This is a genomic window from Arthrobacter sp. AL05 (assembly GCF_029960715.1).
Lineage (GTDB): Bacteria > Actinomycetota > Actinomycetes > Actinomycetales > Micrococcaceae > Arthrobacter.
On sequence record NZ_JASBRC010000013.1, the window covers coordinates 89,340 to 109,973 of the forward strand.

The following is a 20,634-nucleotide window of genomic DNA, read 5'->3' on the forward strand; positions in this document are numbered from 1 at the left end:
TGCCAGCAACGACTGTTCCACGGCAGACGGGCCCGGCCCGTGCCTAGCGTCCTTCCGCTGGGCGATCCGGCGCCACCGGACGGGCTGCTGCCCGGCCAGGCACTGGAGGGTGCCGCTTCCCGGGATTTTGGGCTGTACGTGCATATCCCGTTCTGCGCCGTGCGCTGCGGTTACTGCGACTTCAACACCTATACCGCCACGGAGCTCGGTGGCGGCGCCTCGCAGGACGCCTACGCCGGCACGGCGGTGGCAGAAGTTTCCTTTGCGGCGGCGGTCCTGGCGGCCAGCGGCCTGCCGCCCCGCCCGCTGAGCACTGTCTTCTTCGGCGGCGGAACGCCGACACTGCTCCCCGCCGGGGACCTGGCCCGAATCCTTGCCGCCGCCATCGGGGCGTGGGGCCTGGCGCCCGGGGCCGAGGTCACCACTGAGGCGAACCCGGACTCGGTCACCCCCGAATCCCTTCAGCTGCTGGCCAACGCCGGATTCACCCGGGTGTCGTTCGGCATGCAGTCTGCGGTGCCGCATGTCCTTAAGGTACTGGACCGCACCCACACTCCCAGCCGGGTTCCCCGGGCCGTTCAATGGGCGCGGGAGGCCGGGCTCGCCGTCAGCCTGGACCTGATCTACGGAACGCCGGGGGAGTCGCTGGCCGACTGGCGCTTCTCGCTGGAGACCGCGTTGTCCTATCAGCCTGACCACATCAGCGCCTACGCACTGATCATCGAGGATGGCACGAAGCTTGCCGCGCAAATCCGCCGTGGCGAGGTAGCGGGAATTGACGACGACGACCATGCGGCAAAGTACGAACTGGCCGACGAACTCATCTCCGCCGCTGGACTGTCCTGGTACGAGGTCAGCAACTGGTCCCGCAGCCCGGAACAGGCCTGCCGGCATAATCTCGCCTATTGGCGGGGCGATGACTGGTGGGGAGTCGGCCCGGGCGCTCACTCGCACGTGGGCGGTGTGCGCTGGTGGAACGTGAAGCACCCCACTGCCTACGCCAATCGGATGGGTTCCGGGCTTTCCCCGGCAGCCGGCCGGGAGACCCTTGATTCTGCGACCCGCAACGTCGAGCGCGTGATGCTCGAAGCGCGGCTGAACTCAGGGCTGGACATTGCCAGTCTGGGCGGACTGGGGGATACCGGGCGGCATGCTGTCGCGGGACTCATCGCCGATGGCCTGGTGGAGCCCGTCGCGGCCTTCCACGGCAGCCTCATCCTCACGCTCAAAGGCCGCCTGCTGGCGGACGCAGTGGTCCGCAGGATCCTGCCGGACTAACCCTGCGTGCCCGGGGCCCTATTTGATAAAGCGGAAGTTGAACTCGTAGCGGTGCGGCTGGCCGCGGTTGACGTGGATTCCGGCTGCGACCGAAAAGCAGGTGACGGCGATCCAGATCAGAGTGGCAAGCACGGCGAAAATGTTGCCCACTACCGGGATAAAGACCAGGAGGTTGCACACGACGGCAGCAATTGTCGGGGGAAGCGTGAAATTGAGGGCTTCTTTGGACTCCTGCGCCGTGAACGGTCCGCGGTCCTTGAAGATCAGGTAGATCAGCAACGAGGGCACGCAACCGAGGATGCCGCCGAAATGAGCCAAGGTGGCCCATTGCCGGTCCTCGCCGGCCGTCAGCGGCAGCGCGTTGGCGGGAACGCCATGGTAAGGGGGCCGGCCATAGCCAGCCTTGTCGCCGTTATGCTCGCGTGCTTCATCTGCCACGGTGTTTTCCTTCGGATTGCGGTGGTGCCTTGGTGCCTGGAAATGCCGCTGCTGCGCCGGAAGCGCAACCGCCATACCAAGAATACGTGCTGGTGCGCGCAATCACGGATCGGCCCGCTGGCAGGAATGTCCGGCGGCGGCGTTCAGGGGACGGTCAGGAAGTCGATGACCTCCTCGACCCGGCCCAGCAGGGAGGGTTCGAGGTCAGCGTAGTTGTGGACCGTGCCGAGGAGTTTCTGCCAGCCCAGGCCAATGTCTTCCTTGGTGCTGTGCGGCCAGCCGAACGCGGTCAGGATACCCGTCTTCCAGTCCACACCGCGGGGGATTACCGGCCACTTCTCGATCCCCAGGACCGCGGGCCGGATGGCCTGCCAGACATCGACGTAGGGGTGGCCAACGATCAGGACGTTTCCGGCCGCCCCGGGGGAGGCCATCACGGCCGCCGCGATCCTGGATTCCTTGGAATCGGGCACCAGGTGGTCCACCAGCACACCGAGGCGGCGTCCGGGGCCGGGCCGGAAGGCAGCCACCGCCCCGCTGAGGTCGTCAATGCCATGCAACGGCTCCACGACGATACCCTCGACCCGAAGATCGTCACCCCAGACCTTTTCGACGAGTTCGGCGTCGTGTTTGCCTTCCACCCAGATCCGGCTGGCTTTGGCAATCTGGGCGCGCTGGCCCGCCACGCGGACGGAACCCGAGGCGGTGCGGGCCCCGGCGGCCGCCGCGCTCCCGCGGGGCGCCGGCGGCATCAGCCGGATCGGCTGGCCTTCCAGCAGAAAACCGAAGCCGAGGCGAAAGGACCGGGACTTCCCCCGGCGGTCTTCCAGGGCGACGACGTGCATCCCGCCGGACTTCTCCACCCGGGTCACGGCGCCGACCCAGCCGGACTGCACATCTTCGAGCACCATTCCGCGCTCGACGGCGACTTCGGGTAGTTGGGTTTTGGCGGGCGCGGACAGGTCCTGGGGCCCCCAGTTCTGGTACGACATCGGTTACACACTGCTTTGCGCTCGGTGGGCTGTGCCCCAAAACACCTGCCCCGGGAAGAACGCCCGAAGCGAATTCAATGCTAACAACGCGGCGACTCATATTAGACTGGTTAGCACTTAGGCATGTCGAGTGCTAGCCACTGTGTGCCCGGCCACTGTGTGTCCGGCGCGTGCGGCGGGCGGTGGCATCGAATGCGGGACGGTCGACAGGAGGTGGAGCGTGAGCGAACCACGCAAACTCGAAGTGCTGCGCGCCATCGTGGAAGACTACGTCCATTCACGCGAACCCGTGGGATCCAAAGCCCTCGTGGAGCGGCACCACCTCGGCGTGTCCAGTGCCACGATCCGCAACGACATGGCGGCCCTGGAGGACGAGGGGCTCATTACGGCACCGCACACCAGTGCCGGGCGAATCCCGACGGACAAGGGCTACCGGCTTTTTGTGGACCAGATTTCGGCGGTCAAACGGCTTTCGCCGGCCGAACGCCGGGCCATCCAGGCCCTGCTGGAAGGCTCTGAGGACCTCGACGACGTCCTGGACCGGACCGTGCGGCTGCTCTCGCAGCTGACCAACCAGGTCGCCGTTGTGCAGTACCCCCATCTGAGCCGGGCCAAGGTGCGGCACGTCGAATTTGTCCTGCTGGCGCCCCGTAAAGTACTTGCGGTGCTCATCGCGGACACCGGGAAGGTGGAGCAACGCGTCATTGACGTGGGGCACGATCTTTCGGATGAGGCCTTGTCGGAGCTGCGCACGCGGTTCCTCGGCGGCATCTCAGGGACCCCGCTGAACCTCTTGCCGCAGTCGCTGCACTCGGTGATCGGCAACTGCCCGCCCGCGCGTCGCAGCGCCGCCCAGGCGCTGGCCCGCGGCATTGAGGCTCTGGCCGCCAGCAGCCGCGAGGACCGGATGGTCATGGCCGGAACCGCGAACCTGGCCCGGTCAAACGTGGACTTCCCGCTGAGCATCGGCCCCGTGCTGGAAGCCCTGGAGGAACAGGTGGTGATGCTTCGCCTGCTCGGCGACATGGCAGCTGACCCCCGGGGCGTGACGGTGAGCATCGGCAGGGAAAATCCTTACGACGGACTCGCCGAGGCCTCGGTGGTGGCCACCGGCTACGGCCCGGACGCGACGGCGAAAGTCGGAGTGCTGGGCCCCACCCGGATGGATTACCCGACGACCATGGCCGCCGTCCGGGCGGTCGCACGCTACCTTTCCCGGATTCTCGGTCCCTGACGGACCGCGTCCACCCGCAACCGACCGGCCCGCGGGGCCGGCATCAGACTTCGTGCCCCTTAACAGGCAGTACTACCAGGAAGAGATAACAACTTTGAGCAGCCACTACGACGTTCTTGGAGTCTCCCGCGAAGCCACGGGAGAAGAGATCAAGAAGGCTTACCGCAAGCTGGCGCGGACCCTCCACCCGGACGTGAACCCGGGGGACGACGCCTCTGAGCGGTTCAAGGCGGTCACGCACGCCTACGAGGTACTCTCCGATCCGCAGAAGCGCCGGATCTACGACACCACGGGCAACGAAAACGGCAACGCCAACGGCTCCGGCGGCGGCAGCTACTCCGGCCAGGGCTTCGCTTTCCAGGACATTTTCGAGACGTTCTTCGGTGCCGGCGGCCAGGCCGGACCGGCATCCAGGATCCGCCGCGGCCAGGACGCCCTGATCAGCGTCCGGATCGAGCTCCGCGACGCCGTTTTCGGCGTCAACAAGAAGCTCGAAGTCGACACGGCCGTCACCTGTCCCAGCTGTGAGGGTTCCTGCTGCCGCGAAGGCAGCCACCCGGAACGCTGCGACATCTGCGGCGGCAGCGGCCAGGTGCAGCGCGCTGTCCGTTCCATCCTCGGCCAGGTGATGACCACGGCACCCTGCGGTTCCTGCGAGGGCTTCGGTACGGTCATCAAGGATCCCTGCAACGAATGTGCCGGCCAGGGCCGGATTCGCAGCCGTCGGTCCCTGACCGTGAAGGTCCCCGCCGGCGTCGCCACCGGCACCCGCATCCAGCTCTCCGGCCAGGGCGAGGCCGGACCTGCCGGCGGTCCCGCCGGGGACCTCTACGTCGAGATCCGGGTCAAGGAGGACGCCACCTACATTCGCGACGGCGACGACCTGCACGCGAGCCTGAGCATCCCGATGACGGCGGCCGCACTCGGCACCGAACTGACCCTCGACACCTTCGACGGCCAGCAGGAGATTGACGTCAAGGCCGGCACCCAGTCCGGTGAAGTTATGACACTTAGGGGCCTCGGCGTAACCCACCTGCGCGGCTACGGCCGCGGGGACCTGAAGGTTCATCTTCAGGTCGACACCCCCGCCCGGCTCGACGCCGCCCAGGAGGATTTGCTTCGGCAGTTGGCCAAGTTGCGCGGCGAACAGTTCAGCGAAGGGAAGCTTGCCGCGAGCGGCGGGGTCTTCGCCAAGCTGCGGGACCGGTTCGGTAACCTGTAGGCGTGAGTAACCCGGTCTTTTTTACTGCCCCCGGTACCCTGGACGGGCTGGCCCCGGGATCGCTCTTTGTCCTTGACGGTCCGGAGGCGCGCCATGCGGTGACGGTTAAGCGCCTCGGCATCGGGGAGTCCGTTGACATCGCCGACGGCGCCGGAAAGCGGCTCACCGGCGCCGTGGCGGCTGTCGCAGCCGCCGAACTGACGGTGAAGTGCGCCGTCCTGGCCGATGAACCCCGGCCCGGGACCCGGCTGGTCCTGGTCCAGGCCCTCGCGAAAGGCGACCGGGATGAATTGGCCGCCGAGACCGCCACTGAGCTGGGGATCGACGCCGTGGTGCCCTGGCAGGCTGAACGCTCGATTGTCCGCTGGAAGGCGGACCGTGCGGCCAAGGCCCATGCCAAGTGGCAATCGGTGGTTACCGCCGCGGCCAAGCAGGCGCGCCGTGCTTGGATTCCCGAAGTCCGCCCCGCCGTCGACAGCGCCGCACTGCAGGGGGCCGTGGCGGCCGCCGACCTCGCCGTCATCTTGCATGAGGACGCCGTGCGTCCGCTGCGGCAGGTGCTGGAGGCCTGGGAAGGTACCGGGGCCACCGGGGCCACCGGTGGCAGCGCCGGCAGCTACCGGGAGATACTTTTGATTGTGGGACCGGAAGGTGGCATCAGCCCGCGGGAAGTGACACGGCTCTGCGACGCCGGTGCCGTAACAGCCCTGCTCGGCCGGCATGTACTTCGCTCGTCCACGGCCGGGCCCGCCGCGACTGTCCTGGCCAGCGATATTCTGGGCCGCTGGTAGCGCGGCGACGCTCCGGATTGCTGCCCGGCGCTGCGGTGTTGACTACTTGACCGTGAACCCGCGGGTATCAACGTTCAGGTCCTCGGCCGGGTTACTGTCTTCCAGCTGGGATACCCGAACCTCGTAGCGGCCCGGCCCCAAGTTGACCGACAGGCTGAAGGCGCCCGACTGGTCGGCCTCGGCGGCGGCTGTGAGGGTCCCGTTCAGGTATGTTGTCTCGACGCTGCCGTTGACGCGCAGAATCTCCCAGCGAAGCTTTCCGCCCGGGGCGGTGCTGCGGCCGGAGATCTTTACCGCGCCGTCCGCGGCGGTGGTGCCTTCCTGCGGATCAATGATCCAGACGGGAGCGACCATTCCGACACTGCGCGAGGTCGGGGAGCCCAACCGGACGTGGTTGAAGGCAACGTAGTCGGTGTGCCCGTCCACCAGCACCACCACCTGGATCTGCTGGCCGGAGTCGACCAGTCCGGCGCTGGCCGCGGCTGCTGTCGCTGTGTAGACGAGCTGCTGGATTGCGCGCTCAGCCATGGCCGGGTCCAGGTTGCTGTTAAACGCGTCGGCGGACATGTCCACGGTGATGACGTTTTTACCCGAGATGGAGCTTGCGAGTTTTTTGGGGTCCTGCCACGGGGTGAAGAAGTCCGGGTCGAGCGGTTTCTGTGAGGTCATAACGCGCAGCGCCCGGGTGACCGGGTTGTCCTGTTCCGTAACGTCACGGAACTCCCGGTACAGGAAGGTGCTGTTGTTGCTTCGGCCGATCCAGTACACCGGCGCCTTGTTGGACGCTTGGGTCGTTTCCAGCGGGGCACTTGTGGTGGGCGGGGATGCCTGGGGCGCGAGGGCTTGCGACGGCGAGGCTGAGTCTGTGATCCCGGCTTGGGGGGTCGCCACGCAGCCGGAGAGGGTGAGCGCGGCGGGCAGCATCAGCAGCAGCGCGGCCCGGCGGGTACGCCTGCCTGCTGTTGCCTGCCCAATCCCGGCTTGCCTGATGGCTGCTGCCCTTTCTGCTCGGTTCCTTCGTGCCCAAGCCTCTGCCCGGCCGGATGAAAATGCCGTGCGAAGGCATTTTCCAGCATTGCATACAGGTCCGGCACGGAGAGCTGGAATGGGCAGGGGGGCAAGAACTGCAACGGGAACGATATACGGCCGATATAAACCTGATACCTAAAGCCCGTTCCCGGCAGGGCGGGGGCAGCACTGGCGCTAACACCCCGGGCGACGCGTCCACGGCGCTGGCGTAAGATGGAGCTACCCGTTGCCCCGGCCGCGGACGGCGAGCATCGCCGTCGGACCGGATCGCGGAACAGACCATTTCCGAACTGGAGGGGACCAGGGGCCCGCGGGCCAAGACCATGACTGAAGCAGCGAACGGCAAGTCCCGGATCAGCGACGCAGAGCGCTCCGCAGGTGAATTTCCCCACTCCCTCCCAGGGCTGCGGACGGAGGTAGTCCTGTTCGATAATTCCGATCAGATGGTCCAGTCACTCGGCAGCCATGATGAAGCCCTTCGCTTCATCGAGGCGCAGTTCCCGGCCGTCGATTTCCACGTGCGCGGCAACGAACTTGCGATCAGCGGTCCGGCGGCGGACGTGCCGCGGATCATGCGTCTGCTCAACGAGGTCCGGGGCCTTGTCGCCCGCGGCACAGTCATCACTCCGGCCGTCCTGCAGCAGCTTGTGTCGATGCTCCGAAGCCAGTCGCTGCAGAGCCCGGTTGAGATACTCACGCACAACATTCTCTCCAGCCGCGGCAAAACAATCCGGCCGAAGACGCTGAACCAGAAGAACTACGTAGACGCCATTGACGCCAACACCGTGATCTTCGGCATCGGCCCGGCAGGTACCGGCAAAACGTACCTGGCGATGGCCAAAGCCGTCCAGGCGCTGCAGCAGAAGGAAGTCACGAGAATCATCCTGACCCGGCCCGCCGTCGAAGCGGGGGAGCGCCTGGGCTTCCTGCCGGGCACACTCAGCGACAAGATCGACCCCTACTTGCGTCCGCTCTATGATGCCCTGCACGAAATGATGGACCCCGAATCCATTCCGCGGCTGATAGCGGCCGGCACCATCGAAGTTGCCCCGCTCGCGTACATGCGCGGACGGACGCTCAATGACGCCTTTATTATCCTGGACGAGGCGCAAAACACCACGCCGGAGCAGATGAAGATGTTCCTCACCCGGCTGGGATTCGGCTCCAAAATGGTGGTCACCGGTGACGTTACCCAGGTGGACCTGCCTTTTGGGACCAGGTCCGGCCTCCGGATCGTGGAGGACATCCTGCGGGGCATCGACGACGTCAATTTCACAGTCCTGGACGCCTCCGACGTCGTCCGGCACCGCCTGGTGGGAGACATCGTCAACGCCTACAGTGCGTGGGATGAAATCCAGAGGAACCGGGTCAAGCATTCCGTGGCCCGCGACAAGCGGGGAGAACACTCGTGAGCATCGAGGTCAACAACGAATCCGGCGTCACCGTCGATGAGGCCGAACTTGTACGGCTGTCCCGATTCATCTTCGAACGCCTGTTTATCCACCCGCAGGCCGAGCTGTCGATCTTGCTGGTGGATGAACCGGCGATGGAGAAGCTGCACATAGAACTGATGGACGAGCCGGGCTCCACGGATGTGCTCTCGGTCCCCATGGACGAGTTGACGCCGGGCACACCTGGCAAGCCCACGCCCCAGGGCATGCTTGGGGATATCGCGGTCTGCCCGCAGGTAGCCGAGGTCCAGGCAGTTAATGCCGGGCACTCCACCCAAGATGAAATGCTGCTGTTAACCACCCACGGCATCCTCCATCTGCTCGGCTTTGACCACGCCGAGCCGGAGGAGAAGGAAGAAATGTTCGGCCTCCAGCGCGAACTTCTTTCGGCCTTCACGGGTAAAGACGCGCCGTCAGAGACGATTCAGTGACGCCACTGATCGTTGCCGGCATGGCTCTTGTATTCCTGAGTTTTGCCGCCTTCCTGACCGCGGCCGAATCGGCTTTCAATTATCTTTCCCGGCACGACGCCGAAGCCGCGATCCTGAACAGCCGCGGTTCGGCGTTGAAACGGATCATGGCGCAGCCGGTGGCGCACATGCGGGCACTGCGTTTCTGGCGCATCTGGTTCGATACGGCCTCTGCGGTTGCCGTCACCGTGTTGTTGACCAGTTTGCTCGACAACGTCTGGCTGTCCGGCCTTATCGCCACGGGAGTGATGGCCCTGCTGGGCTTCGTGATTGTTGGTGTGTCCCCGCGTCAGCTCGGCCGGGTGCATTCGGCGGGTCTGGTCCGCTTCAGCGCACCGGTGATCCGCTGGCTGTGCTGGGTGCTGGGACCTATTCCCGGCTGGCTTGTGACCCTCGGCAGTGCGGTGGCCCCGGGAGCCCCCGCCGACAACGAGGCGTTCTTCAGCGAAGAGGAATTCCGTGAGCTGGTGGACCGTGCCACGGAATCGGACGTGATCGAGGACAACGAAGCCGAGCTGATCCAGTCGGTGTTCGACTTCGGCGACACACTGGTCCGCTCAGTGATGGTGCCCCGCACCGACATCCTCAGTATCGATTCCGGCTCGAGCCTGCACCGGGCCATGTCACTGTTCCTGCTCTCGGGCTATTCCAGGATCCCGGTCATCGGGGAGAACACCGACCAGGTGCTGGGCATCGTCTATCTGAAGGATGTTGCCTCGGTCATTCACAATCTCGGGGCCGACGAGGTTCCCCCCGTGGTTGACGAACTTGCCCGGGAAGTGCGCTATGTGCCGGACTCCAAGGCGGTGAGCGAACTGCTGCGCGAACTGCAGAAGGAATCGACGCACGTCGCGATCGTGATCGATGAGTACGGCGGTACCGCCGGGCTCGTTACGCTTGAGGACCTGATCGAGGAAATTGTCGGCGAAATCGTCGACGAATACGACACCGAGAGCGCCGAAGCCGTGGAACTCGGCGACGGAAGCTACCGGGTCAGTGCTCGGATGAGCATTGAAGATCTCGGCGAACTTTTCGACCTGGAGCTTGAGGACGACGAAGTGGACACCGTGGGCGGCCTGCTCGCCAAGGCCCTCGGGCGGGTGCCGATCGTCGGCAGTACCGTCGAAGTCCACGGGCTGAGGCTGCGTGCCGACCGGCTCGAGGGCCGGCGGAACCGCGTCAGCCACATCATTGCGGACGCCGTACCAAAAGTAGAAACTGACCTTGAAGACCTTCTCGACGAGGCCGCACCAATCCAACAGGGAGTCTCACGTGAGCAAGCAGAATAAGTCCGACGTCGAAGCAGCCCACGGCGGCTACCGCGCCGGTTTCGCGGTGCTCGTCGGCCGGCCCAACACCGGCAAATCGACCCTCACCAACGCGTTGGTCGGCCAGAAGGTCGCGATCACCTCGGCCAAGCCGCAGACCACGCGCCACACCATCCGTGGCATCGTGCACCGGGATGACGCGCAACTGATCCTGGTGGACACCCCGGGCCTGCACCGGCCGCGCACCCTGCTGGGGAAGAGGCTGAACGAGCTCGTCGCCGACACCCTCGCCGAGGTCGACGCGATCGGCTTCTGCCTGCCGGCCAACGAGAAGATCGGTCCGGGCGACAAGTTCATCGCGGCCCAGCTTTCGGCCATCGGCAATAAGCCCGTCATCGCCGTCGTTACGAAAGCCGACACGGTGGACCGCCAGGCTCTGACCGAGCAGCTTCTTGCCGTTGCTGCGCTGGGCCGGGAAGTTCTCGGCGAGGACGGCTGGAAGGACATCGTCCCGGTTTCCGCCGCCGACGGGTTCCAGGTCGAGACCCTTGCCGACGTCCTGATCAGCCAGATGCCGGCGTCGCCGCCGCTTTACCCCGACGGGCACCTGACGGACGAACCTGAAGCCGTTATGATTGCCGAACTCATCCGCGAAGCTGCCCTCGAAGGCGTCCGCGACGAGCTGCCGCACTCCCTTGCCGTGGTGGTTGATGAGATTGTCCCGCGTGAAGGACGCCCCGAGGACAGGCCGTTCCTTGATGTCCGGGTCAACCTCTATGTGGAGCGTTCTTCGCAGAAGGCCATCATCATCGGCAAGGGCGGCGCGCGGCTGCGTGACGTCGGCACAACAGCCCGTAAGGCGATCGAGGCGCTGCTCGGCGCCCGGATCTACCTCGATTTGCACGTGAAGGTTGCCAAGGACTGGCAGCGGGATCCGAAGCAGCTGGTGAAGCTCGGCTTCTAGCCGCCCGTCCGCTCTCCGCCGCTCCCAAAGAACCCGCCATCGGGGATTTCCCAGATTCGGACTCTAAAATGGCCTGATCCCTGTTGTGAAAGTAGGCTCCATAGTGTCTCGACCCCGAGAAGACCGCCAGGACGGTACCGGATCCCCGGTCCCGTCCGGGTCTGCTGCCCGGCATACGGTCGATCCCGCAGTGGGACCGGCGCGGCATATGGGTGCGCCCCGGCGATTGCCCGGCTGGCTGAAGATCGGGACTGCAGTGGTCTCCGTCCTGCTGGTCGGCGTTATTGCCTTCGGCGCCTACTGGGCGATTCGTTTGCAGGGCAACATCAGCAAGGCGTCGTTGGGCGCCGGCAGTGATAAAACCGAGCCCGTGGTGGACGACGCGCGGGACCGGATGCAGATCCTCATCCTTGGCTCAGACACACGCGACGGCAAGAACTCCCAGTACGGCGGCCCCGAGGATTCGACCGGTTACGGCAACTCGGACGTTATGATGCTGATGGACATTTCCGCAGACAACAAGCGCGTCAACGTCGTGAGCTTTCCGCGCGACTTGCTCGTGGATACGCCGAAATGCACCGACCAGAAAACGAAGCAGGAGTTCCCGGCCCGGCAAAACGTTATGATCAACTCGGCGATGTCGGAGGCCGGCATCGGTTGCGCCGTCGACACCGTCAACAAGCTCACCGGCCTGGAGATCGACCACTTTATGATGGCGGACTTTGATTCGGTCAAGGAACTCTCCAACACCGTCGGCGGTGTGGATGTCTGCATCAGCGACGCCGTCTTCGACCCCGATTCGGGACTCCGGCTGCCCAAGGGCACCTCGAAGGTCCAGGGCGAACAGGCGCTGGCGTTCCTCCGGGCCCGCCACGCCTTCGCCGACGGCGGCGACCTCGGCCGAATCAAGGGGCAGCAGGGCTTCCTGTCCTCCCTGGTCCGCAAAATCAAGGACGACGGCACGCTCTCCAACCCCGCCCAGATGCTTCAGATCGCAGACGTCGTCACCAAGAACCTCACAATCGATGAGGGCATGGCGTCGGTCCCGACGCTCTTGACGGTCGGAAACCGGCTGAAGAATATCGACGTTGGCAAGATCGCCTTTGTCGCTGTTCCCACCATGCCGGCCGCCAGCGACCCGAACCGGCTGGACCTGGCCGAACCCGCAGCCTCGCAGCTCTTCGCAGCGATGCGCAAGGACATCGATTTGACCGACCCGACGGCGACGCCCACCCCGTCGGGTTCACCGGATGCGAGTGCAACCGCCAGCGCGGCGCCGAGTACCAGCCCACCTGCCCCTGCTTATGACAAGGCGGTCCAGCCCGTTACAGTGGCCAACGGTTCAGGGGTCCCTGCGCGGAGCCAGGAAATCATCAAGTCCCTCACAGCAGGCGGTTTCAGCCAGCTTGCCCAGCTTGCCGCCCCGGCCGTCGTTACGACAGCGGTTTACTACGGCGCGGGATTCGAAGACGTTGCCGCGGACGTGGCCACGCTGCTGGGTGTCCCGGCGGCGCAGGTGCTCCCGGCCGCCGGTGTAAACGGTGTGCAGGTGTATCTGGGCAGCGACCTTGTGGGCGGCGCTGCGGGCGCTGACGCCCCGGTGCAACTACCCGCGGACATCGTGAATCAGACAGCCGGGGACGTCGTCTGCCAGCAGGCCAACCCGTTCCTGGTCACGCGCTAGCACGGTTAGCTCAACCGGGAAGGGCCGGCCGCGGATGTACTCCGCGGCCGGCCCTTCCCGGTTGGCCCGTTGTTGGTGCCGGGACGGGCGCCTACCAGATGCTGACGCGTTCGGTGGCCGGCATCCACATACCGTCCTGCTCCGTTGTGCCAAAGGCCTCATGGAAGGCGTCGAGGTTCATGGCGATCTGGTTGGTGCGGAACTCGTTGGGCGAGTGCGGGTCCGTGGCGAGCCGGCGGACCGCTTCCTCGGTCCGGATGGCCTGGCGCCAGCCGGCAGCCCAGGACGCAAAGAAGCGCTGCACGCCGGTCAGGCCGTCCAGCACCGGCGGCTCCTGGCCGTCGAGGCTGATCAGGTACGCCTTGTAAGCAATTGTCAGCCCGCCCAGATCGCCGATATTTTCGCCGAGAGTCAGTTTCCCGTTTACGGTGTGCCCGGGCGCTGCATTGGGGGAGAGCGCATCGAACTGGGCCACCAGCCGGGAAGTCAGCGATTCAAACGCCGTCCGGTCGTCTTCGGTCCACCAGTTGCGCAGCAGGCCGCTTCCGTCGTACTGCGAGCCCTGGTCATCGAAGCCGTGGCCGATCTCGTGGCCGATTACCGCACCGATGCCGCCGTAGTTGACCGCATCGTCGGCGTCAGCGGTGAAGAACGGCGGCTGCAGGATGGCTGCCGGGAACACGATCTCATTGAGCAGCGGGTGGTAGTAGGCGTTTACGGTCTGGGGCGTCATCAGCCATTTGTCCCGGTCCACCGGCTGTCCCACCTCATCGAGGTGCCTGTCGACGTCGGCACTGTGCGCGCGCTCCACATTTCCCAGCAGATCCGACGGATCGATCTGCACTGCGGAATAGTCGATCCACTTGTCGGGGTAGCCGATTTTGGCCCGAAACGAATCGAGTTTCTTCAGCGCCTCCCGTTTGGTTTCTGCACCCATCCAGGACAGGCCGGTAATGGATTCACGGTACGCCTCGATCAGGTTCGATACCAGCGACTCCATCCTCGCCTTGTGGGTTTCCGGGAAGTGCCGGGCAACGTAGATCTGCCCGACCGCCTCGCCCAATGCGGCCTCGACGGCGGCGACCCCCCGCTTCCAGCGGTCCTTATTGCGGGGCGTACCGCTCAGGGTGGTGCCGTAGAAGGAGAAATGCGCATCGACGAAAGCGGCGGAGAGGTAGGGAGCGGCCGAGCTGATGACCCGCAATGCGAGCCACTCCTGCCAGACTGACAGCGGCTCCGAGTCCAGCAGAGACGCTGCGCCGGCAAAGAAGTCAGGGGTGCTCACAACGAGTTCGGTGCGTTTCTCCGGCGCGATTGCGGCGGCGTCGAACCACGTGGCCAGGAGCGGGAAGAGCTGCGACGCCTCATCGGCTGACTTCAGGTTGTAGGTCTTCTGCGGATTCCGCAGCGTGACCTTGTCCCAGTGGTGCGAAGCCAGGGCCGTCTCCAGAGCCACAACCCGGCCGGCCGCGTCCGCCGGTCCGGCGACACCGGCCAGGGCGAAAACGTTTGCCACATGGTCCGTGTATGCCTGGACCACCGGTGCGAACTTCTCGTCGCGGTAATACGACTCATCCGGCAGGCCCAGCCCGCCCTGGCCGGTGTACAGCAGGACCCGGTCCGGGTTTCCGGCGTCGGGAGCGGGATAGATGTAGAACAGGCCGTCCACGTCCGCCCGGAACAGGCGCCCGGCAAGCGCTACGAGTTCGGCGACCGACGGTGTGGCGAACACGTCGGCGAGCCGCTGGCGGATCGGCTCCAGTCCCTTTGATTCCACCGCGTCCTCGTCCATAAAGCTGTTGTAGAGGTCGCCGATCTTCTGCTCGATCCCGGTCGACTCCGCGCCACGGGCGGCCGCGTCCCCGATGATCTCCCGCACCGCCAGTTCCGAGCCGTCCCGCAACGCCGTGAACGTCCCTTCCAGGGACCGGTCATCCGGGATCTGGATGCTCTTGAGCCAGGTGCCGTTAATGTTCTGGTACAAGTCATCCTGAGGCCGGACAGTGGCGTCGATAGTGGACAGGTTGATTCCCGAAAGTGGCACGGATGCTCCTCTGAGAGGCAGCCCGGCGCCGCCTTGCGAAGGAAGCCGGTCTGCATGGTGGACGTTGAGAAGGTATGGCTCCTTCATCTTACGCACCCGTGTTACTGTGACATGGTGCGCGCAGAACTGCTCCTTCTTAGCTGCCGCGGCGAGGCCTCAGACGCGATCTAGCGCAAGGCCCACCCTCGCTGCGGAGTTTGTGTTGCCCGGCCACCCTTTCACCAGGAATCACAGAAAAGGCCCCGATTGTAATGCGAAACGCACAAAAGCCCTCAGGAATGCCAGTTCACCGCTACGTCCCGTTCCAGGACCTGATCACGGTAGAACTGCCGGACCGCACCTGGCCGGACAAGGTCATCACGAAGGCCCCGCGCTGGTGCGCAGTGGACCTGCGTGACGGCAACCAGGCCCTGATCGACCCGATGAGTCCCGCCCGCAAGCTGAAGATGTTCCAACTGCTGGTCCGGATGGGTTACAAGGAAATCGAGGTCGGGTTTCCGTCCGCGTCGCAGACCGACTTCGACTTCGTCCGTCAGCTCATCGAGGGCAACCACATCCCCGAGGACGTCACAATCCAGGTCCTGACCCAGGCCCGGGAGCACCTCATCGAGCGGACGTATGAATCCCTCGCCGGCGCCAGGCAGGCCATCGTGCACCTGTACAACTCGACCTCGGTCCTGCAGCGCCGGGTGGTCTTTAATCAGGACGAAGACGGCATCCTGGACATTGCCCTGCAGGGCGCGCGGCTGTGCAAGAAGTATGAAGAGACCCTGCAGGACACCCACATCACCTACGAGTATTCGCCGGAATCGTTCACCGGAACCGAGCTGGAATACGCCGTCCGGGTGTGCAACGCCATCGCCGATGTCTTCGAGGCCTCCGCCGACAGCCAGGTCATCATCAACCTGCCGGCCACGGTGGAAATGGCCACCCCCAACGTCTACGCCGACTCCATCGAGTGGATGAGCCGCAACCTGCACCCGCGGGAGGGCATCATCTTGTCCCTGCACCCGCACAATGACCGCGGCACCGGCGTCGCCGCGGCGGAGCTGGGCTACCTGGCCGGCGCGGACCGGATCGAAGGCTGCCTGTTCGGGAACGGGGAACGGACCGGAAATGTGGATCTGGTGACCCTGGGCCTGAACATGTTCGTCCAGGGCGTCGACCCGATGATTGATTTCTCCGATATCGACGAGGTGCGCCGCACGGTGGAGTACTGCAACCAACTGCCCGTAGCGGAACGTACGCCTTACGGCGGGGACCTCGTCTTCACAGCATTCTCCGGCTCGCACCAGGACGCAATTAAAAAGGGTCTCGAAGCGCTCGAAAAGGACGCCGCTGCCGCCGGCAAGGACGTGGCCGAGTACCCCTGGCAGGTCCCGTACCTGCCGGTCGACCCGAAGGACCTGGGCCGCAGTTACGAGGCCGTCATCCGGGTCAATTCGCAGTCCGGCAAGGGCGGCGTCGCGTACCTGCTGAAAAACGAGCACAACCTGGACCTGCCACGGCGTGCCCAGATCGAGTTCTCCGGTGTCATTCAGAAACAGACGGATACCGTGGGCGGCGAAGTCAGCGGGGCTCAGCTTTGGCAGGTCTTCCAGGACGAGTACCTGCCCTCCGGCGCGGCCGACGCCCAGTGGGGGCGCTACGCGCTGGGCTCATTCAGCACCGAGACGGACGAAGCCGGCTCCATGACGCTGCACGCCGCGCTCAAGGTCGACGGAACCCCGGTCCACCGCACCGGTACCGGAAACGGCCCGATCGCCGCGCTGCTGAGCATCCTGCGCGAAGACGGCGTCGACGTCCGGGTGCTGGACTACAGCGAACACGCCCTCTCCGAAGGCGGCAGCGCCCTCGCTGCGGCATACGTCGAATGCGCCGTGGGGGAACGGGTGCTGTGGGGCGTTGGGATCGACGCCAACACGTCCACCTCCTCGTTCAAGGCCGTGATCTCGGCCGTGAACCGGGCCGTCCGGGACGCCCGCGCCTAAACGGCGGGCAACTGCGCCGCCGGATCCTCCGGCGGCGCAGTGCTGCTTTCCACAACGGCAGCGATTCCGTCAACGACAGTGCGAAGATTAACCGTGGCCCAACCATCCTCCTTTTCCTCCCGCGCCTACCGTGATGACGGCGTTGTGCTGCGTACCCACAAGCTGGGCGAAGCAGACCGGATCATCACCATCCTGACCAAGCACCACGGCCAGGTCCGTGCGGTGGCCAAGGGAATCCGGCGCACCAGCAGCCGCTTCGGCGCCCGGCTGGAACCCTTTATGGTCGCGGACCTGCAGCTGATTTCCGGTCGCAGCCTCGATATTGTCACCCAAGCCGTGGCCAAGGGCGTCTACGGCGGAAACATCGCCGCGGACTACGGGCGGTACACCGTCGCGGCAGCCATGACCGAGACGGCGGAGAAACTCACCGACGTCGACGGCGAAGCGGGCACGGCCCAATATAACCTCCTGGTCGGTGCCCTGGCATCGCTGAGCCGCGGCGACCACACCCCGGAGCTCATTCTCGATTCCTACCTGCTGCGGGCCCTCGCCACCGGAGGCTGGGCACCGAGTTTTACGGACTGCGCGCGCTGCGGGGCCCGCGGTCCGCACAATGCGTTCTCGGCGCCGCTTGGCGGCATGGTGTGCGCGGATTGCCGGCCGCCGGGATCCCCGGCTCCCGCCGCGGAGACCGTTGTGCTGCTCGGCGCCCTGCTGACGGGGAACTGGACGACGGCGGACGCCTCGTTCTCCGTGCATCGGCGCGAGGCTGCGGGTCTGGTGGCGAGCTACCTGCAGTGGCATCTGGAACGTGTCCTTAAGTCCCTCAAACATGTGGAGCGAACGTAACTGTGGCCTTGGGTAAAAACGCGGCATTTGCTAAAAAGAAGAGTCCGGTCCGGCAGCGGAGCACCCCGGTGGTGAGCCCTTATCCGCACGCCTCCGGGGCCGTCGCCCCGGCCATCCCCGCGGAGTTCATCCCGCGGCACGTCGCCATTGTGATGGACGGCAACGGCCGCTGGGCCAACCAGCGGGGCCTGCCCCGGATCGAAGGACACAAAGCGGGGGAGCCTGCCTTGCTGGATGTGGTGGCCGGGGCCATCGAGCTGGGCATTGAGTACGTCAGCGTGTATGCCTTTTCCACCGAGAACTGGCGCCGCTCGCCCGAAGAAGTGCGCTTCCTGATGGGATTTAACAAGGACGTGCTACGACGCCAGCGCAACCAGCTCGATGACTGGGGTGTCCGCATCCGCTGGTCCGGCCGACGGCCCAGGCTGTGGGGCTCGGTGATCCGCGAGCTGGAGGAGGCGGAGGACTTCACCCGTGGAAACAGCACCTGCACCTTGAACATGTGTGTTAACTACGGCGGCCGTGCCGAGATCGCCGATGCGGTGTCCGCCATCGCGGAAGAGGTGGCGGCCGGGCGGCTCAAGCCGGGCGCCATCACCGAAAAGACGATCCAGAGATTCCTGGACGAGCCCGATTTGCCCGACGTTGACCTGTTCCTGCGCAGCTCCGGGGAGCAGCGGCTCTCGAACTTCATGCTCTGGCAGTCGGCCTACGCGGAGTTCGTCTTTATGGACACACTCTGGCCGGACGTGGACAGGCGTACCCTGTGGGACGCCGTCGAAATCTATGCCCAGCGGGACCGCCGCTACGGCGGCGCAGTGGACGCGGCTGCCCCTGCCGGGCCGGCCTGACCGCGGGTCCGGCAGCCCGCTGCGCGGGTGCAGGGTCAGTCAGCCCGGGTACAGGCTGAGCCAGAGCACCAGATCGTCGTAGGCCTCCCGCCGCACAGCACGGCGGGAAAGGAAGATGTCGTGGATCGCTCCCGGGTAGCGGAAGACGGCCGCCCGGCGGCCCAGGCCGAGCGCCCGGCGCGCCGTTTCCTCCACATCGATGACGGCGTCGACGTCCGTGAGTTCCTCTGACCATTCGGCCTGGATCCGGGTTCGTCCTGACAGCATCACCAGCACCGGCGACGTGATGTCGAGCCGCCGCGCCACGGCCGCGTGGCCTGCCATGACCGCCTTCGTCCAGCCCGGCCTGACGGGGAACGACTCCCTGGGCCGCCACGCGGGATCCACAGCCCATTCGCCGTGCGCCGTGCCGCTCACGCTGTCCCAGTAGCCGGGCATGCTGGGCAGGAGCAGCGGCCGGCGCGGGTCGGTGCGCGCCAACGGTTCCACCAAATGCATCGCGATGTTCCGGATCAGGCTGCTGCCCTGCAGTTCCAGCCAGGGTGCATTGAGGATCAGGGTGCCCAGCTTCCCCGGATTCCGGTCCGCCCACAGCGCCGCCACGAGGCCGCCGAGGGAATGCGCGAGCAGGTGCATCGTCGGGTCTGCGGAGCTGCCGGTGCGGCCGGCGATGTCGGAGCCGATCGCTGCCAGCGCCGCCGCAATGTCCTCGTCGTAGACTGCCAGGTCGGCCGTGTAGCCGGGGGTTTGCCAGTCCCGGAGGCTGCGTCCGAATTTCCGAAGGTCCAGGGCGTAGAAGTGGAAGCCGCTGGCAACGAGGTGATCGGCGAGCTCGGCCTGCAGGAAATAGTCAGCCCAGCCGTGGAGGTAGAGGACCACCTTCTCCGGAGCCCGGATGCCCGGGACATCCGGGCTGTGGACCGCGGTGGGGGCCGCACCTGCGCCCGGGCGGGCATGCCGCACCAGGGTCGCGACAACGGGTCCTTCGTCGTCGGAGGACAAGGGCAGCTCGAGGCTCTCAAAGCGGGCCCCCAGCACGTCCTGCCGCCAAAGCTGGGTCACCAGGGGACGGTTCATCCGGTGCTGCCATTGTCCGGACCGTAGGCCCGGAGCCAGCGGGACAGCCGGGCGTAGGCGTCGGCCCGGACGGGCGGGGCGGAGAGGAACACATCATGCAGCGCGCCGTCGATCCTTTCCAGAGTGATGCTCCGGCCCAGGCTCAAGGCACGCAGGGCGATGGTGTTAACGTCCAGAACGGCGTCGGTGCGGCGCATCGATTCCTTCCAGAACATGCCGTTGGCGCTGGCCCCGGAGATCAGCACGAGGATGGGGGCGGTGATGTTCAGTCCCCGTGCCACCCTCGTTTGGCCGGCAAGGACGGCACTGAGCCAGCCGGCGCGGACGGGGAAGGCCCGGGGCGGGCGGTAACGGTCATCGAGAGCCCATTCGCCCTCGGCCGCGCTGCTGATGCTGCGCCAGTAGAAAGCGCGTTCCGGAAGCCGGATGACGGCTTCCGGCCGGAAACGCGCGAGCGGATCCACCATGGCCCGGGCCGCACGGCGTAGGGCGGGGCTGCCGTGCATTTCCAGCCATGGGCTGTCCAGGACCAACTGAGAGACCACACGCGGGTGCCGGCTTGCCCACAGCGCCGCTATCAGCCCGCCGGTCGAATGGCCCATCAGCGCCAGCGCCGGCGGGCCGTCCGCCCCGGGGTGGAGTGCGGTGATGATCCCGATCGCCGCGGTGATCTCGGCGTCGTAGTCAGCGAGATCGGCCACATAGCCGCCGGGCGCGCCCGCACGCAGGCTCCGTCCGTGATTGTGCATGTCGAGGGCAAAAAATGCGAAACCCCGGCGGGTCCAGAATCGGGCGAGCTCGGCGTTAAAAAAATAGTCGCTCCAACCATGCAGGAAGAGCACGGCCCGGGCCGTGTCCCCTCCAGTCGAACCCGCTCCGGCCCCGGCAACGTGCCGGACCAGTGTGGCGTTCCTTTCGACGCCGTCCGGACCGGCCGCCGGGAACGTGCAGGCTTCGAAATCGCCGCCCAGAATATCGGCCACCCACTCCACGGCCGGCAT

Annotated in this window: 18 protein-coding genes; 12 read left to right on the forward strand and 6 right to left on the reverse strand. The window is 65.9% G+C overall.

Translation table 11 applies throughout. The features are described 5' to 3' along the window. Nucleotides 1-39 precede the first annotated feature (39 nt). Nucleotides 40-1,278, forward strand: coding sequence for a radical SAM family heme chaperone HemW (gene hemW, locus QK287_RS15145; protein WP_226775160.1), 1,239 nt, complete (start codon nucleotides 40-42; stop codon nucleotides 1,276-1,278). 18 nt (nucleotides 1,279-1,296) lie between these two features. Here the strand turns inward: hemW and QK287_RS15150 are convergent, their stop codons facing one another. Further along, the gene (locus QK287_RS15150; protein ID WP_226775161.1) at nucleotides 1,297-1,716 is read right to left on the reverse strand and encodes a DUF4870 domain-containing protein; all 420 of its coding nucleotides are present in this window, start codon (nucleotides 1,714-1,716) and stop codon (nucleotides 1,297-1,299) included. 143 nt (nucleotides 1,717-1,859) lie between these two features. Next, nucleotides 1,860-2,708, reverse strand: a complete 849-nt coding sequence (locus tag QK287_RS15155) for a DUF3097 family protein (RefSeq protein WP_226775162.1) — start codon at nucleotides 2,706-2,708, stop codon at nucleotides 1,860-1,862. A 220-nt stretch (nucleotides 2,709-2,928) separates the two neighbouring features. On the opposite strand from QK287_RS15155, the gene hrcA reads away from it, so the two are divergent. From hrcA to QK287_RS15170, 3 genes are all read left to right on the forward strand, one after another. Then, a complete protein-coding gene (gene hrcA / locus QK287_RS15160) occupies nucleotides 2,929-3,942 on the forward strand; it encodes a heat-inducible transcriptional repressor HrcA (protein WP_226775163.1) in 1,014 nt (337 codons plus the stop codon). A 94-nt stretch (nucleotides 3,943-4,036) separates the two neighbouring features. Further along, on the forward strand, nucleotides 4,037-5,164 hold the full coding sequence (dnaJ, locus tag QK287_RS15165) for a molecular chaperone DnaJ (RefSeq protein WP_226775164.1): 1,128 nt from the start codon (nucleotides 4,037-4,039) through the stop codon (nucleotides 5,162-5,164). 2 nt (nucleotides 5,165-5,166) lie between these two features. Next, on the forward strand, nucleotides 5,167-5,955 hold the full coding sequence (locus QK287_RS15170; RefSeq protein ID WP_226775165.1) for a 16S rRNA (uracil(1498)-N(3))-methyltransferase: 789 nt from the start codon (nucleotides 5,167-5,169) through the stop codon (nucleotides 5,953-5,955). 42 nt (nucleotides 5,956-5,997) lie between these two features. Here the strand turns inward: QK287_RS15170 and QK287_RS15175 are convergent, their stop codons facing one another. Next, nucleotides 5,998-6,879, reverse strand: a complete 882-nt coding sequence (locus tag QK287_RS15175; protein ID WP_226775166.1) for a GerMN domain-containing protein — start codon at nucleotides 6,877-6,879, stop codon at nucleotides 5,998-6,000. A 428-nt stretch (nucleotides 6,880-7,307) separates the two neighbouring features. Here QK287_RS15175 and QK287_RS15180 point away from each other — a divergent pair, with 428 nt between their 5' ends. The 5 genes from QK287_RS15180 (at nucleotide 7,308) to QK287_RS15200 (ending at nucleotide 12,821) form a co-directional block, all read left to right on the forward strand. Next, nucleotides 7,308-8,396 (forward strand): PhoH family protein, encoded by a 1,089-nt coding sequence (locus QK287_RS15180; protein WP_226775167.1) that lies wholly within the window; start codon nucleotides 7,308-7,310, stop codon nucleotides 8,394-8,396. Then, nucleotides 8,393-8,866: an rRNA maturation RNase YbeY gene (gene ybeY / locus QK287_RS15185; protein ID WP_226775168.1), complete on the forward strand. Its 474-nt coding sequence runs from the start codon at nucleotides 8,393-8,395 to the stop codon at nucleotides 8,864-8,866. The genes QK287_RS15180 and ybeY overlap by 4 nt, the downstream gene beginning before the upstream one ends. After that, entirely contained in the window at nucleotides 8,863-10,194 is a 1,332-nt protein-coding gene (locus tag QK287_RS15190) for a hemolysin family protein (RefSeq protein ID WP_226775169.1), read from the forward strand. The genes ybeY and QK287_RS15190 overlap by 4 nt, the downstream gene beginning before the upstream one ends. Continuing rightward, on the forward strand, nucleotides 10,178-11,137 hold the full coding sequence (era, locus tag QK287_RS15195) for a GTPase Era (protein ID WP_226775170.1): 960 nt from the start codon (nucleotides 10,178-10,180) through the stop codon (nucleotides 11,135-11,137). The genes QK287_RS15190 and era overlap by 17 nt, the downstream gene beginning before the upstream one ends. Nucleotides 11,138-11,240: 103 nt before the next feature. Continuing rightward, nucleotides 11,241-12,821: an LCP family protein gene (locus QK287_RS15200; protein WP_282360627.1), complete on the forward strand. Its 1,581-nt coding sequence runs from the start codon at nucleotides 11,241-11,243 to the stop codon at nucleotides 12,819-12,821. A 91-nt stretch (nucleotides 12,822-12,912) separates the two neighbouring features. On the opposite strand, the gene QK287_RS15205 is transcribed toward QK287_RS15200, so the two are convergent. Beyond that, nucleotides 12,913-14,865 (reverse strand): M13-type metalloendopeptidase, encoded by a 1,953-nt coding sequence (locus tag QK287_RS15205; protein ID WP_226775172.1) that lies wholly within the window; start codon nucleotides 14,863-14,865, stop codon nucleotides 12,913-12,915. 251 nt (nucleotides 14,866-15,116) lie between these two features. Here QK287_RS15205 and leuA point away from each other — a divergent pair, with 251 nt between their 5' ends. The 3 genes from leuA to QK287_RS15220 all read left to right on the forward strand — a co-directional run bounded on the left by leuA (nucleotide 15,117) and on the right by QK287_RS15220 (nucleotide 18,556). Then, the gene (gene leuA, locus QK287_RS15210) at nucleotides 15,117-16,856 is read left to right on the forward strand and encodes a 2-isopropylmalate synthase (RefSeq protein ID WP_282360629.1); all 1,740 of its coding nucleotides are present in this window, start codon (nucleotides 15,117-15,119) and stop codon (nucleotides 16,854-16,856) included. A 93-nt stretch (nucleotides 16,857-16,949) separates the two neighbouring features. Then, entirely contained in the window at nucleotides 16,950-17,705 is a 756-nt protein-coding gene (gene recO / locus QK287_RS15215) for a DNA repair protein RecO (protein WP_282360630.1), read from the forward strand. Nucleotides 17,706-17,713: 8 nt separating this feature from the next. After that, a complete protein-coding gene (locus QK287_RS15220) occupies nucleotides 17,714-18,556 on the forward strand; it encodes an isoprenyl transferase (RefSeq protein WP_226775191.1) in 843 nt (280 codons plus the stop codon). Nucleotides 18,557-18,595: 39 nt separating this feature from the next. On the opposite strand, the gene QK287_RS15225 is transcribed toward QK287_RS15220, so the two are convergent. After that, nucleotides 18,596-19,633, reverse strand: a complete 1,038-nt coding sequence (locus tag QK287_RS15225) for an alpha/beta hydrolase (protein WP_226775175.1) — start codon at nucleotides 19,631-19,633, stop codon at nucleotides 18,596-18,598. Then, a complete protein-coding gene (locus QK287_RS15230; protein WP_226775176.1) occupies nucleotides 19,630-20,625 on the reverse strand; it encodes an alpha/beta hydrolase in 996 nt (331 codons plus the stop codon). Before QK287_RS15230 ends, QK287_RS15225 begins: the two co-directional genes overlap by 4 nt. Between the last annotated feature and the right edge of the window lie 9 nt (nucleotides 20,626-20,634).